Source organism: Halohasta litorea (genome assembly GCF_024494645.1).
Taxonomy (GTDB): Archaea; Halobacteriota; Halobacteria; order Halobacteriales; family Haloferacaceae; genus Halohasta; species Halohasta litorea.
Genome location: NZ_JANHDJ010000002.1, coordinates 576,348 through 590,098, shown reverse-complemented (window position 1 = coordinate 590,098; position 13,751 = coordinate 576,348). Strand labels below are relative to the sequence as shown.

Sequence of the window (13,751 nt, the reverse complement as noted above, 5' to 3'; positions counted from 1 at the left end):
TTTTAGCCCGTCGCCACCGTAGAGCGAGTATGACAACAGCAGCGGGCGACGGCGAGGTCTGTATCGTCGGCGCGGGACTGGCGGGCGTCGCGGTTGCCTACCGGCTCCGGGAGGAGCCGGTCGACGTGACGATTCTCGAAAAGAGCCGCGGGGTCGGCGGGCGGGCGGCGACCCGGCGGAAACACGGCTGTCGCTACGACCACGGCGCGAACTACATCAAGGACAGCGACGGCCGGACCGACGAGCTGGTCCGCGAGCTCGGCACGGAGGGACTGGTCGACATCGACGAACCGGTCTGGACGTTCGACGCCAGCGGCGATATCGCCCCCGGCGACCGTCAGGAGGCCCACAAGTGGTCCTGGACCGACGGCATCACCCAGTTCGCCAAACGCCTTTTAAGTGAGAGTGATGCGACCGTCAAACAGTCGACCCGCGTCGACGGCCTTTATAAAAGGGACGACGGCTGGACGCCGTCGGACACCGACGGCGACAGCCACGGTTCCTTCGAGGGAGTCGTCCTCACGCCGCCAGCGCCGCAGACTGCCGAGTTGTTGGCGTCGACGACCCTCGCCGCCGACAATCCTGCTATGTCCACACTTAAAAAAGCGATCGACGCCGTCCGCGAGGTTCCCTACCGGACGGTTCGGACCCTCGTCCTCCAGTATCCCTTCGAGACCGACCGGCCCTACTACGCGCTGGTCAACACCGACCGCGAACACCCGATCGGCTGGCTAGCCCGCGAATCCTGTAAGGAGGGCCACGTCCCCGACGGCGAGAGCCTGCTGATCGTCCAGATGGCTCCCGACTGGTCTACGGCCCACTACGACGACCCCCTCGATTCGGCCGCCGACGAGGTTGCGGGGATGGTCGCCGACCTCCTGGACGACGATCGGCTCGCCGAGCCCGGATGGGTCGACGACCAAGGCTGGCGGTATGCCCAGCCGAATGCGGGCCTCAACGATGACGCCGTCAGCGAACTCCGAAACGAGGGGCTGTACGTCGCTGGCGACTGGCTCGTCGGCGAGGGACGGGCCCACAAAGCCTTCTGGAACGGGGTCGACGTCGGCGAGGCAGTAGTGGACGACCGCTGACTGTCGGCCGGACTGTGATCCGCGTTCGATACTCCCTCGGCAACGTCGTCTCACGCCCTCCAATGTCAATATCTGATGAGTGTCTTTTTCCGTGTCCGCTTGGTAGTAGTTGTAGACATGGAGCTACCCCTCCAGATCGACCTCCACGTCCACTCCGAGGACTCCTATGACGGGAGCGAACCGGTCGATCTCATTCTAGAACACGCCGCCGACATCGGCCTCGATGGCGTCGTCATCACCGACCACGACGTGATGGACGAGTCGCTTCGAGCCGCCGAGTTGGCCCCCAACTACGGGCTGGTGGGGATTCCGGGCGTCGAGGTCTCGACGGCCCACGGCCACCTGCTGGCGATCGGCGTCGAGGAGATGCCACCCCGCCGCGCGCCCTACGACGAGACCGTCGAGTGGATCCGGGACCACGGCGGCGTCGCGGTCGTCCCCCATCCGTTCCAGCGGACCCGCCACGGCGTCCGCAAGAAGAACATCCCGGACGTCGACGCCGTCGAAGCGTTCAACGCGTGGCTGTTCACCGGCTACAAGAACCGTCGGGCCCGCCGCTTTGCCGACGCTTACGGCTATCCGACGGTCGCCGCCAGCGACGCTCACACGCTCCCCTATGTTGGTCGCGCCTACACCGAAATCACCGTCGAGGCCGAGAGTCGGGCGTCGGTGACCGCCGAGGACGTGCTGGCGGCGATCCGCGAGGGGTCGACCGGCGTTCAGGGTCGCCGCGCCCCGATCCCGATGGCGGCCAAACACTACTGTATCGGCGCGGGGCGCAAAAGCGGCTACTACGCCAAACTCGGCACCGTGACGACCGCCTCCTACGCCAAACTCGCGGCGCTGAAAGGCGGATCGCTGGCGAAACTCGGTGCGATGAAAAGCCAACAGGGTCTCTCGGCGGTCCTCTCGTCGCTGCGGTAGCGGTTTATATATCTTGGCTCGCGGCGGGCCAGTCGAGCACGTCGGCGAACTCGTCGCGGAGCTTTTTCGTGTTGACCGGCTTGGTCACGTAGCCGTCGGCCCCCGCCTTGGCGGCCTCCCGCATCTTCTGTTTCTGCTTGACGCTCGTGACCATCACGATGATCGTCTCCGGGGAGATCTCCTTGATGTTTTTGACCGCCGTGATGCCGTCCATCTCCGGCATCATGATATCCATCGTCACCACGTCCGGCCGCTCCTTTTTGAACTGCTCGATGGCCTCCTTTCCGTTTTCGGCAGTCGCGACGATATCGAACCAGTCTTCGATGGTATTCGAGACGATAGTCCGCTGGAACGAAGAGTCGTCGACAACGAGTGCCCGGTCGCTCATGCCATGCGATTGTCGGGTGGATATATAGTAGTTTCTGCGTTACACTTCTCCCATCGATTTTGATTTTAAGTGTTTTACAATTGAAACCATCCGGATACAGCTGGCTGTCAGATAGCTGTATTCATATACCACATATGGTGACATGGCTGTAACTATGTTCGTTATATCTTACGTATATTTACTGTTTACAGAGATAATCGATTCGACTATTCATATATCGAATTCAGGACAGTCCGGGCAACCTGACTGTGAATGGTACTGATCGAAACGGCGAGCCGGGCAGGTCGAGGCCGCGGAGTCGGCGCGGGGTTCTCAGGGCCGTCGGCGGGCTGGTTGCGACGCCGATCGGGATCGGGGCGACCGCCTACGGGCTCGACCGCTCGTATCGGGACGCCGACGGCGACGGGATTCCCGACTCGCTCGAAGCGGATGCGGCGTTCGGGGAGTGGCTGACCGGCGTTTTCGGGGCCGACCAGTTTTCGGGGCTCGACAGCACGCGCCGCGATCTCCTGGTCGACGTCCGGTACGTTGGTGACGCGTCGGTTCGCGAGCGAACGAAATCACGGCTGGTCGAGCTGTTTCGAGCCAACGGCATCCACCTCCAGTGGCTCGACTACCCCGATCGCTACGACCGGGCGACCTTCGAGCGGCGATACGGTTACAACGCCCGAGAGATCCTCTGGTCGCCGTGGAGTTTCTACCACCGAACCATCGAGCGCCGACTGAAAAACGTCGCCATCCAGCTGATCGTCGTCCCGGGGTTCGGCGAGGGGGCGCACCACGAGTACCTCTACAGTCCGTGGACGAAGTTCGATGGCGGCTCGGGCTACGTCAGCGGGTTCAACACCGGCAACCGCGCGGTGGTTGCTGGCAGCCACAGCCCCGAGGCCGAAGCCAAACTGATCTGCCACGAGATCGCCCACTTGGCGCTGTGTCACTCGACCGATCCAACTAACACGGGCGTGATGGGAAGCCAAGACGAACTCGACCTCCAGCCCGACGAGTGGGAGACCCTCCGCACCAGCCTGGATGCCATTCGGGACACGACCGGCGTCGACGTGGCCTTCCAGCGGTGTCTCTGGGCCGAGCTTCCGCCCACCGAACTGGACCTCCCCGACGGTCTCGCGACGGCAGTCGGCTGTGCCGGTTGTCGCGTCGACTGACCTCGCTCAGAGTTTGGAGATCCGTATCTCGTCGTCGTCGACTGCCTCGATTTGATCCTCGCCGACGGGATAGCTGTCGTCGTCGGTATCGCCCCAGTCGAGGGTGGCTTTGATGCGATCGGTGAGGCTCGGCTCGGGGTCGACATACAGCGTCTGGGTTTCGGTGTCGACGTCGCTGACGATCCCGACGTCCTTGTTGCCGGAGACGACCTGTTTGCCGATCTCGTCGTCAGTCAGCGCCTGCATTTCTGTGGCCGAGTCGTCGGACGCTCCACCCTCACTGGTCGCCCCCGCCTCGCCGGTGTCGCCGGGCTCGGCAGCCATCTCGGCGTCGGCTCCGGCGGTCGGCGTCGCACTTTCCTCGGCAGCCGCTATCTGTTCGTCGGACGTCCGAACGCCAGCCTCGGGCTCCTGGAGCATGACCTCCTCGTCGGCCTCCCGGTCGACGATCGCCCGCTCGATCACCGTGCTCCGGCTGTCTACGGTGTCGGCCAACATGTGATCGGAAATATCGCAGGTCAGCTGGTGGTGTTCGGTCGACTCGGTCTCGACGAGGCGGCGCTCGACGAACTGGCTGTGGATCGCATCGCCCTCGGTTCGCTCGCTTTCGATCGCCCCGCTGGGCATTCCTGCAGTCGGGGCGTCGGTCTCGCCAGTCTCGTCGGTAACGACCTCCCCGTCGATCAGATCGCTTTCGATGATCGTCTCCTCGACACCCTGAATGTCGATCGCGTCGCTCTCGACGGTATCCGCCTCGGTGATCTCCTGGTCGACCACACGACTTTCGACTGTTTTGCGGTCGAACACCTCGGTCGTCGTCCGGACGGTGTCGTGGACATCCAGGACGACGCCGTCGCCGACGTCTAATCCCGCTGTCGAGGCCGTCTCATCCTGTCGGTCGGCCGCGGGCTCGGCTGTCGTCTCGTCGATCGGCTGGCGGTCAGTCGTCGCCTCGTCGCTGGTCTGGTGGGAAGTCGACGCGTCGTCCGACTGTGAGTCGCTCGCTCGGCGGTCGCCGGGCTCTTGGCCGGTGGCATCCCGTCGCATCGACTGCTGGCTCGTCGCCGTTCGGTTGACCTCCTCGCGGTCGGTCGACCGCCGCTGGACCGGTGGGTCCGGAATCGTCTTGTCGGTTGGCTCGTCGAAGGGGCTGTCTGCAGGGGTCGTCGAATCCTGATCGGAATCGCCCTCGGCGGCTGGCGACTCGGCTCCTGGAGACGCCTGACCGGTGTCTCCCTCGACAGTTGTCGGCTCGGCCCGTTCCGATCGGAGCGTGGGAGTGAGGTCGTCCGGCGCGTCCTCGAAGGAGACGCCGATGATCTCGCGGCCGATCGTCTCGCGGTCGACGAGGTTGCTCTCGACGATCTCGCTGTCGACGATCTCGCTTTCGATCCGGTCGGTTTCGACCACCGTCGTCTCGATGACTTTCGTCTCGGTGAGCTCGCTGCGGACGACCTCGCCGTCGAGCAGCGACTGCTCGACGTCTGTCGTCCCCAGGGAGGCCCGTTCGGCGACCTCCTCGCGGTCGATCAGATCGTAGAGCCACTCGTCGGTCTCGCCGACATCCCGGTCCTGGTAGACGAACGCCAACTCCTCGGCCTCGAACGTCTCGAAGAACGCCTCCCACGAGATCGGTTCGAGGCCCTCCATAGTCTCGTCCTCCTGGACGACATAGAGGCTCCGGGCGTCGTCGCCCTGTCCGGTCTCCTGTGCAGGCGTCCCGTCTCGCTGCTCGACCCACTCTCTGATCGTTTCGTGGTCGGTCGTAATGTCGTGGGGACTGGTATCTGTATCGCGCATAATTGTCCGTCTAGTATGGCCGCCGCTGAGTTACTTAGCTCTGACTTCCGGCCGAAAGATAGATCGATTCACGGGAGACTCGCTGACAGCGGAGAGTCGTCCGAGCGTGGGTACCGCCGTTGGCAACAACGGTCTTGGGGATGCACACCGTCGCTGTCTGTGGCCCCGCACGTCCCGAATGCTCTCCAGTGGTACCGACGCTTCGGCAGACACCGTCGTCGTGTGCAATCCCGTGAGCGGCAGCGGCGACCACCTCCCGGCGGTTCGGGAGGCGGCGGCCGACCACGGGGTTCGGGTTCGTGAGACCGACCACGCGGGCCACGGCGTCGACCTCGCCAGGGAGGCCGTCGCGGGGGGTGCGACGTTCGTGGCTGCGGCCGGTGGAGATGGCACCCTCAACGAGGTCGTCCGCGGCATCGCCGATGCCGGGGGGCTCGACCGTGTCACTGTCGGCGTCGTCCCCTGCGGGACGGGGAACAACTTCGCCCGAAACATCGGGATCAACGGGATCGAACAGGCCTTCGAGGTCTTCGAGCGCGGCGAGCGACGCCGGATCGACCTCGCCGTTGCCGACGACCGCCCATTTATAAACTCCTGTGTCGGCGGGCTCACCGCGGAGGCCAGCGCGGAGACGAGCCCGGAGCTGAAACGCCGCTTGGGCGCGGCGGCCTACCTGCTGTCGACGCTGCGAACTGTTCGCAGCTTCGATAGTATTCGAGTCGCCGTGAAGATGTACGACGATCGTAGCAGCGATCCGGTGTGGACCGGCGACGCCGTCGGCGTGCTCATCGGTAACGGCCGACGGTTCCCGCCGAGCGGCAGCGAGCAGGCCAACATGGAGGACGGCCGGTTCGACGTGACCCTCGTCAGGGCCTCCGGCTCAGTCGGCCTCTTGAAAACCGCCGCTGCCGAGCGCCTCCTGAAGCGGGAAACCGCTTGGACCGCCCGATACACCGTTTCGGCCCTCGACATCACCGTCGCCGACGAGGAGCCGGTCGCGTTCAGTCTCGACGGCGAAATCATCCGACGCCGAGAGCTCTCGCTTCGCATTCAGCCGAAGGCGCTCCGGATTGCAGTCGGTGACGGCTACGAGCCCCATCCCGAATAGCGACCGTTCGTTCCGAACGATCGACCGATCCGTACCGTATTCACTGTCGAGTGCCTAGGTACCATATGACACAACATGACTCGCACGTCGACATCGAACTCGACGAGGTGACACTCGACGGCATCCTGGAGGTGCCCGACGGGGCCTCGGGGATCGTCGTCTTCGCCCACGGCAGCGGGTCGAGCCGCCACAGCCCGCGGAACAACTACGTCGCCGAAGTGATCCGCAGCCGTGGCCTCGGCACGCTGCTGTTCGACCTGTTGACCGAGGGCGAAGATCGGGTCCGGGCAAACCGGTTCGACATCCCGCGTTTGACCAACCGGCTGGTCGGTGCAGTCGACTGGCTCCGAGCACGCGAGGCCGACCGCGAGCCGAGCGTCGGCCTGTTCGGCTCCAGCACTGGCGCGGCGGCGGCGCTCCGGGCAGCCGCACGCATGAGCGACGATATCGGGGCAGTCGTCTCCCGTGGCGGCCGGGTCGACATGGCCAGCGAGGCCTTCGACGCGGTCGAGAGCCCGACACTGTTGATCGTCGGCGGAGCCGACAGGGACGTCCTCGAACTGAACCGCGAGGCCGACACGCAGTTGGCCTGCAAGACGGAACTCCACGTCGTCGAGGGGGCTGGCCACCTCTTTGAGGAAGAAGGACAGCTGGCGGAAGTCGCCGACGTGGCCGCCGACTGGTTCGCAGGCGAACTACAGTAAGAAGTCACTGCTCAGTCGTCGGCCCCAGCCGGACGGTAGGCCCGGCTGACCGCCTTCCAGCGGTCGGTGCGGAACCGCCACAGCGAGATCGCCGCCGGAACGGTCGTCTCGACGACGAGCGCGATATACAGGGCAGTCACGCCCAGCGGCGTCACGAGTCCCAGATAGGCCGTCGGCAGCGCACAGAGATAGAGGCCGATCAGCGACGCATAAAACGGGATACGGGTGTCGCCCGCCCCGCGGAGTACGCCGGTCGCCGAGCCGCCGACCCCCAGCGGGATCACGCTCACCGCTGCCACGATCACGAAACTCGTCGTCAGTATGATCGCCGCGGGATCGTCGACGAACACGCCCGCGATCGGCTCGGCGAATCCGGCGACCACGGCGGCGACCAGAAGGTAGACGACCAGCGAGAGGGAGATGATTTCCCGGCCGAAGGCCCCCGCTTCGGCCTCCTCGCCCCGGCCGAGCCGCTGGCCGACGAGCGTGCTCGCCGCGATCGAAAAGCCCCACGTCACGCTGTTAGCGAGATTCCGGACCCGGCGGCCGACTTCGAGGGCCGCGACCGCCTCGGAGCCGAACTGGTCAGCGATTCCCAGCAGGGGGAAGACGACCAGCCCCTGCGAGAGCCGACGGGCGACAAGGGGCGTCGACACCCGCACCAACTGCCGGGTGAGGTCGAGATCGAACTGCGGGCCGCTCACCGAGAGGGCGACCGGACTGGCCCCCGTCCCGAAGTAGTCGCGGCCGAACATTCCCCAGGAGAACACCAGCGTCACGAGGCCGGTCGAGACCGCCGTCCCGATGGCCGCACCCATCACACCCTGTCCGAAGCCGAAGATCAACGTTCCGCTGATGAGGACGTTCATCACCGCGCCACCGGCCCGGACGACCATCGGCGTGAAGGTATCGCTCACCCCGGCGTAGGTCCGGCTGGCGATCATGTTTAAAAACTCGAAGCCGAGGCCGGGAGCGACGACAGCGAGATAGGTCGTCCCGTAGCCGACGGCCGCGGGGTTGTCGCTGAGCAGGCCGATCAGCGGCTCGGCAAGGGCGACATAGCCCGCGACGATCGGTACCGCTAACAGCAGGGCGATCCAGAGGCTCTGTTTGACGACCAAGGCGGCCCGTCCGGCCTCGTCGCCGCCGTAATTTTGGGAAACGAGACTGACCGTTCCCCCGGCGAGACCGATGGCGACGAACTTGCCGACCGACCAGTAGGCCCCGGCGAAGGCCAACCCCGCCACCGCGGGCGCGCCGAGGACCATCCCCACCATGGCGAGGTCCGCGGTCTGTTTCGACATGATGGCGAAGCCGGTGATCACGCGGGGCCAGGCGAGATCGACGGTCGACCGGAGCCGACCCTGTTCGATGATGCCCGCCCGTTCCAGGAGGGACCCAACGAACGCGAGCAGGCTGCGGAGCCGGTCCATATGCCTCCGTTCGACTCCCGCCGCTTTCGTCTGTTGGTTCGCCGCCGGGCTGGCTGCCACGCGATACCGTAACCCGCTTGAGGGTGGATGCCAGACTCTCGGTCATGAATCCGGACCAGTGGCAAACCTATCTCGTGACACAGGCGTCGCTCTCGGCAGGGCGATCGACCACCGACATCGTCGAAGCGGCCATCGAGGGCGGCGTCGACGCGGTCCAACTCCGGGAGAAGGGCCTCGACATCGGGACGCGCTACGAGCTGGGCCGGGAACTCCGCGAGTTGACGACCGAAGCGGGTATCGATCTGATCGTCAACGACCGGGTCGACCTCGCCCACGCGATCGGGGCCGACGGCGTTCACCTCGGCCAGTCCGATCTCCCCGTTTCGGCGGCACGGGAGATCCTCGGCCCGGAGGCGATTATCGGCGCGTCGGTCTCGACGGTCTCGGAGGCCCGACTCGCGGCGATCACCGGCGCGGACTACCTCGGCGTCGGCGCGGTCTACGGCACCGACTCGAAGCCCGACGCCGAGACCGCCGACGAGGGCCTCGGCCTCGATCGGCTCACGGATATCGCCGCGGCAGTCAAGATTCCGGTCGTCGCCATCGGCGGCATCACCCCCGACAACGCCGCGGCGGCGATCGATGCCGGTGCGGACGCGGTCGCGGTTATCAGCGCGATCACCGGCGCTGACGATCCCACAGCGGCTGCCCGCGAACTCAGCGAGGCCGTCGACGGAGCGTCGGTCGAAGCCGAAGCCGAAACCGTAGAGGCCGACGATGACTAATGGCCCCGATTGCTCGGCGGCCGCGCTGGCCGACTCGTTTTCGGCGATCGACGAGACCGAACCGCTGGTCCAGCATCTCACCAACCGGGTGACGATCAACGACCTCGCACAGATCACGCTCCACTGGGGCGCGCTGCCGGTAATGGCCGACGGGCCCGACGACGGCCCCGAGATGGCCCAGGGCGCCGGGGCAGTCCTGCTCAACACCGGCCAGCTGAACGCCTCGATCAACGAGGCGCTCGTCGAAACCGGCATTGCAGCCACCGAGCGCGGCGTTCCGGTCGTCCTTGACCCTGTGGGAATGGGCTCGACGCCGAGCCGGAACGAACTCGTCGAACAGTTGGTCGATGAAGTCGACCTCGCGGCGATCAAAGGCAACTACGGCGAGATCACCGCGCTGGCGGGTGCGGAGGCCGAGGTCAAGGGCGTCGAATCGGTCGGCGACTACGAGGAGATCGAGAAGACGGCCCACGCCCTCGCCGAGTCCACCGACACCGTGGTCGTCGCCTCCGGCGTCACCGATATCGTTGCGAGTCCGGAGGCGGTCTATCGGGTCGAGTCGGGCCACGAGATGATGGGCCAGGTCGTCGGGACTGGCTGTATGCTCGGCAGCACCGTGGCGACCTTCTGCGGGAGCGTCGATGACCCACTGACCGCCGCGCTCCACGCAACCCTCGCGTTCGGACTGGTCGGCGAACGCGCCGCCGAGCTCGATCGGAACGGCCCGGCGAGCTACAACGAGAACTTCCTGGATTCCGTCTGGAACTTCACGCCAGACGTGGCGCGTGAGTTGGAGGTCGACCTCACCGAGCGGGTCGAACGCGTTATCTGAGGTTATAAAAGGGTTAGACGTGGTCGACGTCGGGCGGCGACAGCGGTTCACCGATGGCCGCGGCCGCGCGGTCGACCGCGTCGTCGGTCGATCGTGGCCGCCAGCGCTTCTGTCGATCTTCGGCGAGCGTTCGGTAGTAGTCGTCGGGGTCATTCATGGGGGATCACGTGCCTGTGGCACTTGGCACAACGTTCGCCGAGCGAGTCCATAAATCGATGGACGCAACGGCTCTCGTGACTGTCTTTTACGTGTTAGTTGGGCTACCGAGTCGACCGCTTCCACATTTTTAAGTCGATGATCTCGCCGTTGATTTCGTCGGGATCGGCCTCGGTAGCGATCCACTGGTACATCGGCGCGATGTCGGTCGGGTTGCGGGCGTTTTCGATACCAGTGAGATCGGTGGCGACGAGACCCGGATCGACGACGCAGACGGACTGGTCGAGATCGGCCGCGAAGCCACGGGCAAGACCCTCTACGGCGGCTTTCGAGACGGCATACACGCCCATTCCGGGTTTGGCTTCGCGAGCGACACTTCCGGAGGGAATCAGCACGCGGGCACCCGGCGCGAGATACGGCACCGCTTTCTTGACTGTTGTGAACACGCCGCGAACGTTCGTCTCCATCGTGTCGTGATAGACGCCGTCGGACTCCTCCTGGAGAGGCATCTCGCCGGGCGTGCCGTGGTTGACCGCCGCGTTGGCGACGAGGATGTCGATCTCGCCGCCCTGATTGACAGCGTGGTCGACCAACGCGGCGACGTCACTCGCATCGCGCACGTCGGCCCGAATCCCCGACATTCGATCGGAGCCGGTTACGTCGGTGAGCCGACTGACCGTCCGGTCGACACCCGCGAGATCACGGCCGCAGAGCACGACTTCTGCGCCCGCGTTGGCGAACTGCTCGGCGACCGCACGGCCGATGCCACGGGTACCGCCAGTGATGACTGCTGTCTGGTCGTCCATGGGTTCCCATCGGCCGGATCGACCCTAAAGCTGCGGCGTGCCGGTGGGTGCGAAGTCCATTCTTTTATACGTATGTCCGTCCTATTTGACGTATAAATGGCCACCGTCTCGAACGAGGACAGCAACAGACACGGCGGCAACGAAGGCCGATACGACGGCGACCTCTCGGCGGTCGATGGCGAGGAGATCGTCGTCATCGGCAGCGGATTTGGTGGGTTGTCGACTGCTTGTTATCTCGCCGACGCAGGGGCGAACGTCACGGTCGTCGAGAAAAACGAGCAGTTGGGTGGCCGCGCGAGCCGACTCGAACGCGACGGCTTCACGTTCGATATGGGGCCCTCGTGGTACCTGATGCCCGACGTCTTCGAGCGGTTCTTCGGTCACTTCGGCAAGCGCCCCGAGGACTATTATTCGCTCTCACAGCTCGACCCCCACTACCGGATCTTCTTCAAGGACGGCGATCAGGTCGACTTGCTCCCCGATGTCGAGGCCAACAAGCAGCTGTTCGAGAGCTACGAACCCGGTGCGGGCGAGGCCCTTGACCGCTATCTCGACAAATCCCAGTACACCTACGAGGTCGGAATGGAACACTTCGTCTATACCGACCGCCCCCGGCTGCGGGACTACATGGACCTCGACGTGCTGCGGTACTCCTGGGGACTCTCCCTGCTCGGGAAGATGCAGGGCCACGTCGAGAGCTACTTCGAGCATCCGAAACTCCAGCAGATCATGCAGTATACCCTCGTTTTCCTCGGCGGCGCGCCGACCAACACTCCCGCGCTCTACAACCTGATGAGCCACGTCGACTTCAACATGGGCGTCTACTACCCCGACGGCGGGATGGGGGCGGTGGTCGACGGGATCGTCGAACTCGCCGAGGAACTCGGCGTCGAGTTCGTCACCGACCAGCCGGTGACCGAAATCGCAGGGCGAAAAGGAGCGTTCGCGGTCCGAACCGAACACGGCGAGGAGTACCTCGCCGATCGGGTCGTCTCGAACGCCGACTACGCCCACACCGAACAGGAGCTACTGCCACCGGAAAAACGCCAATACAGCGCCGACTATTGGGACTCCCGAACCTACGCCCCCTCGGCGTTCCTGCTCTACCTCGGCGTCGAGGGTGACGTCGACGAACTGGCCCACCACAGCCTCGTCCTTCCCACCGACTGGAGTGACCACTTCGAGACCATCTTCGACGATCCGGCCTGGCCCGACGATCCGGCCTACTACCTCTGTGTGCCCTCGAAGACCGACGACTCGGTCGCGCCGGAGGGCCACAGCAACCTCTTTGCGCTCGTGCCGATCGCGGCCGGGCTCGACGACAGCCCCGAACTTCGGGAGACCTACCGCGAGCTGGTGCTCGACGATATCGCCGACAACACGGGCGTCGACCTCCGCAATCGGATTGTCGTCGAGGAGACCTTCTGCGTGGACGACTTCACCGATCGCTACAACTCAATGGAGGGCACCGCGCTGGGGATGGCCCACACCCTCAGCCAGACCTCGCTGTTCCGCCCTTCGCGGAAGTCCGACGAGGTAGACGGTCTCTACTTCACCGGCTCGTACACCACACCTGGAATCGGTGTGCCGATGTGTCTGATTAGTGGCCAATTAACTGCCGACGCCGTCGCGGAGTGATGTCGACTGTGACCGACGACACCGGTAGCGGTGGGCTGGTCGACCGACTCACCTATCTGCTGATGCTCTCCCGACCGCGCTTTTGGTTCTATCTCGCCGGGCCGATTGTGGTCGGTGTCGCGGTTGGGGCAACCACGGTCGACGATCTGTTCCTGCCGACCGGCCTCGCGCTGTTCGCCTACTTCCTGCTCCCGGCGAACGTCCTGCTGTACGGGGTTAACGATATCTTCGACGCCGAGATCGACACCGAGAACCCGAAAAAAGACGACAAGGAGGTCCGCTGGCAGGGCGACCGTCTGGTGACGGCGGCGGTGATTCTTTGTGGTCTCCTCGGTGTTGGACTCCTCGGCCTCACGCCACCGGCGGCGTGGCCGTGGCTCGTCGGCTTTCTGTTCCTCGCCGTCGAGTACAGCGCGCCGCCGCTCCGGTTCAAAACGACGCCGTTCCTGGACTCGATCTCGAACGGCCTGTATATACTGCCAGGGATCGCCGCCTACGTCGTCGTCGCTGGCATACAGCCACCGCTCCTTGCGGTCGCTGGGGCGTGGCTCTGGACGATGGGAATGCACACGTTTTCGGCGATTCCTGACATCGAACCGGACCGCGCCGCAGGGATTCGGACAACTGCGACCGCCCTCGGCGAACGTTGGACCTACGGCTACGTCGCTTCCTGCTGGGTGGCCGCGGCCCTCGCTTTCGGAGCCGTCGACCTCCGGCTCGGCGCACTCCTCGCGGTCTACCCCATCTTTGTCGTGTGGGTCTCGGGGTCGTCGGTCGCAGTAGCAAGAGCCTACTGGTGGTTCCCGGCGCTCAACACTGCGGTCGGCACGCTCATCACCCTCGGTGCGCTCTGGGAGATCGTCCCTGTTTGGGAGGTGCTGCCGTGAGCGAATCAGTCGCCGAGGGCGAGTCGCGCGCCGAAC

The 13,751-nt window shown here is 65.1% G+C and carries 14 protein-coding genes; 9 read left to right on the top strand and 5 right to left on the bottom strand.

Annotated elements, in window-relative coordinates; all coding sequences use genetic code 11:
- Positions 1 to 29: 29 nt before the first annotated feature.
- Together NO877_RS07845 and NO877_RS07840 are read left to right on the top strand one after the other, a co-directional pair.
- Positions 30 to 1,091 carry an NAD(P)/FAD-dependent oxidoreductase gene (locus tag NO877_RS07845; protein ID WP_256395765.1) on the top strand — a complete coding sequence of 354 codons (1,062 nt, stop codon included), beginning with the start codon at positions 30 to 32 and terminating at the stop codon, positions 1,089 to 1,091.
- A 117-nt stretch (positions 1,092 to 1,208) separates the two neighbouring features.
- Complete coding sequence (locus NO877_RS07840; RefSeq protein WP_256395764.1) at positions 1,209 to 2,015, top strand: CehA/McbA family metallohydrolase; 807 nt, start codon at positions 1,209 to 1,211, stop codon at positions 2,013 to 2,015.
- Between the two features lie 4 nt (positions 2,016 to 2,019).
- Here NO877_RS07840 and NO877_RS07835 read toward each other — a convergent pair whose 3' ends face one another.
- The gene (locus NO877_RS07835) at positions 2,020 to 2,403 is read right to left on the bottom strand and encodes a response regulator (RefSeq protein WP_256395763.1); all 384 of its coding nucleotides are present in this window, start codon (positions 2,401 to 2,403) and stop codon (positions 2,020 to 2,022) included.
- A 248-nt stretch (positions 2,404 to 2,651) separates the two neighbouring features.
- Between NO877_RS07835 and NO877_RS07830 the strand changes: the two genes are divergently transcribed.
- Positions 2,652 to 3,566 (top strand): hypothetical protein, encoded by a 915-nt coding sequence (locus NO877_RS07830; protein WP_256395762.1) that lies wholly within the window; start codon positions 2,652 to 2,654, stop codon positions 3,564 to 3,566.
- A 6-nt stretch (positions 3,567 to 3,572) separates the two neighbouring features.
- On the opposite strand, the gene NO877_RS07825 is transcribed toward NO877_RS07830, so the two are convergent.
- A complete protein-coding gene (locus NO877_RS07825; RefSeq protein WP_256395761.1) occupies positions 3,573 to 5,366 on the bottom strand; it encodes a hypothetical protein in 1,794 nt (597 codons plus the stop codon).
- 178 nt (positions 5,367 to 5,544) lie between these two features.
- Here NO877_RS07825 and NO877_RS07820 point away from each other — a divergent pair, with 178 nt between their 5' ends.
- Together NO877_RS07820 and NO877_RS07815 are read left to right on the top strand one after the other, a co-directional pair.
- On the top strand, positions 5,545 to 6,474 hold the full coding sequence (locus tag NO877_RS07820) for a diacylglycerol/lipid kinase family protein (RefSeq protein WP_256395760.1): 930 nt from the start codon (positions 5,545 to 5,547) through the stop codon (positions 6,472 to 6,474).
- A gap of 65 nt (positions 6,475 to 6,539) precedes the next feature.
- Positions 6,540 to 7,178: a dienelactone hydrolase family protein gene (locus NO877_RS07815; protein WP_256395759.1), complete on the top strand. Its 639-nt coding sequence runs from the start codon at positions 6,540 to 6,542 to the stop codon at positions 7,176 to 7,178.
- A gap of 11 nt (positions 7,179 to 7,189) precedes the next feature.
- Here NO877_RS07815 and NO877_RS07810 read toward each other — a convergent pair whose 3' ends face one another.
- Complete coding sequence (locus tag NO877_RS07810) at positions 7,190 to 8,611, bottom strand: MATE family efflux transporter (RefSeq protein ID WP_256395758.1); 1,422 nt, start codon at positions 8,609 to 8,611, stop codon at positions 7,190 to 7,192.
- 104 nt (positions 8,612 to 8,715) lie between these two features.
- Between NO877_RS07810 and thiE the strand changes: the two genes are divergently transcribed.
- Both thiE and thiM read left to right on the top strand, forming a co-directional pair.
- Positions 8,716 to 9,396 carry a thiamine phosphate synthase gene (gene thiE, locus NO877_RS07805; RefSeq protein ID WP_256395757.1) on the top strand — a complete coding sequence of 227 codons (681 nt, stop codon included), beginning with the start codon at positions 8,716 to 8,718 and terminating at the stop codon, positions 9,394 to 9,396.
- Positions 9,389 to 10,228 (top strand): hydroxyethylthiazole kinase, encoded by an 840-nt coding sequence (gene thiM, locus NO877_RS07800; RefSeq protein WP_256395756.1) that lies wholly within the window; start codon positions 9,389 to 9,391, stop codon positions 10,226 to 10,228. Before thiE ends, thiM begins: the two co-directional genes overlap by 8 nt.
- Before the next feature lie 13 nt (positions 10,229 to 10,241).
- On the opposite strand, the gene NO877_RS07795 is transcribed toward thiM, so the two are convergent.
- Both NO877_RS07795 and NO877_RS07790 read right to left on the bottom strand, forming a co-directional pair.
- Entirely contained in the window at positions 10,242 to 10,385 is a 144-nt protein-coding gene (locus NO877_RS07795; protein ID WP_256395755.1) for a hypothetical protein, read from the bottom strand.
- 103 nt (positions 10,386 to 10,488) lie between these two features.
- Entirely contained in the window at positions 10,489 to 11,190 is a 702-nt protein-coding gene (locus NO877_RS07790; protein ID WP_256395754.1) for an SDR family NAD(P)-dependent oxidoreductase, read from the bottom strand.
- A 96-nt stretch (positions 11,191 to 11,286) separates the two neighbouring features.
- On the opposite strand from NO877_RS07790, the gene NO877_RS07785 reads away from it, so the two are divergent.
- Together NO877_RS07785 and NO877_RS07780 are read left to right on the top strand one after the other, a co-directional pair.
- Entirely contained in the window at positions 11,287 to 12,828 is a 1,542-nt protein-coding gene (locus tag NO877_RS07785) for a phytoene desaturase family protein (protein WP_256395753.1), read from the top strand.
- Positions 12,828 to 13,715, top strand: a complete 888-nt coding sequence (locus NO877_RS07780) for a prenyltransferase (RefSeq protein WP_256395752.1) — start codon at positions 12,828 to 12,830, stop codon at positions 13,713 to 13,715. Before NO877_RS07785 ends, NO877_RS07780 begins: the two co-directional genes overlap by 1 nt.
- The last annotated feature ends 36 nt before the right edge of the window (positions 13,716 to 13,751 follow it).

What these genes read in the sequence shown, in the direction of transcription:
- NO877_RS07845 (WP_256395765.1), top strand. Translation starts at nt 30, where the DNA reads ATGACAACAGCAGCGGGCGACGGCGAGGTCTGTATCGTCGGCGCGGGA.
- NO877_RS07840 (WP_256395764.1), top strand. Translation starts at nt 1,209, where the DNA reads ATGGAGCTACCCCTCCAGATCGACCTCCACGTCCACTCCGAGGACTCC.
- NO877_RS07835 (WP_256395763.1), bottom strand. Translation starts at nt 2,403, where the DNA reads ATGAGCGACCGGGCACTCGTTGTCGACGACTCTTCGTTCCAGCGGACT.
- NO877_RS07825 (WP_256395761.1), bottom strand. Translation starts at nt 5,366, where the DNA reads ATGCGCGATACAGATACCAGTCCCCACGACATTACGACCGACCACGAA.
- NO877_RS07820 (WP_256395760.1), top strand. Translation starts at nt 5,545, where the DNA reads ATGCTCTCCAGTGGTACCGACGCTTCGGCAGACACCGTCGTCGTGTGC.
- NO877_RS07815 (WP_256395759.1), top strand. Translation starts at nt 6,540, where the DNA reads ATGACACAACATGACTCGCACGTCGACATCGAACTCGACGAGGTGACA.
- NO877_RS07810 (WP_256395758.1), bottom strand. Translation starts at nt 8,611, where the DNA reads ATGGACCGGCTCCGCAGCCTGCTCGCGTTCGTTGGGTCCCTCCTGGAA.
- thiE (WP_256395757.1), top strand. Translation starts at nt 8,716, where the DNA reads ATGAATCCGGACCAGTGGCAAACCTATCTCGTGACACAGGCGTCGCTC.
- thiM (WP_256395756.1), top strand. Translation starts at nt 9,389, where the DNA reads ATGACTAATGGCCCCGATTGCTCGGCGGCCGCGCTGGCCGACTCGTTT.
- NO877_RS07795 (WP_256395755.1), bottom strand. Translation starts at nt 10,385, where the DNA reads ATGAATGACCCCGACGACTACTACCGAACGCTCGCCGAAGATCGACAG.
- NO877_RS07790 (WP_256395754.1), bottom strand. Translation starts at nt 11,190, where the DNA reads ATGGACGACCAGACAGCAGTCATCACTGGCGGTACCCGTGGCATCGGC.
- NO877_RS07785 (WP_256395753.1), top strand. Translation starts at nt 11,287, where the DNA reads ATGGCCACCGTCTCGAACGAGGACAGCAACAGACACGGCGGCAACGAA.
- NO877_RS07780 (WP_256395752.1), top strand. Translation starts at nt 12,828, where the DNA reads ATGTCGACTGTGACCGACGACACCGGTAGCGGTGGGCTGGTCGACCGA.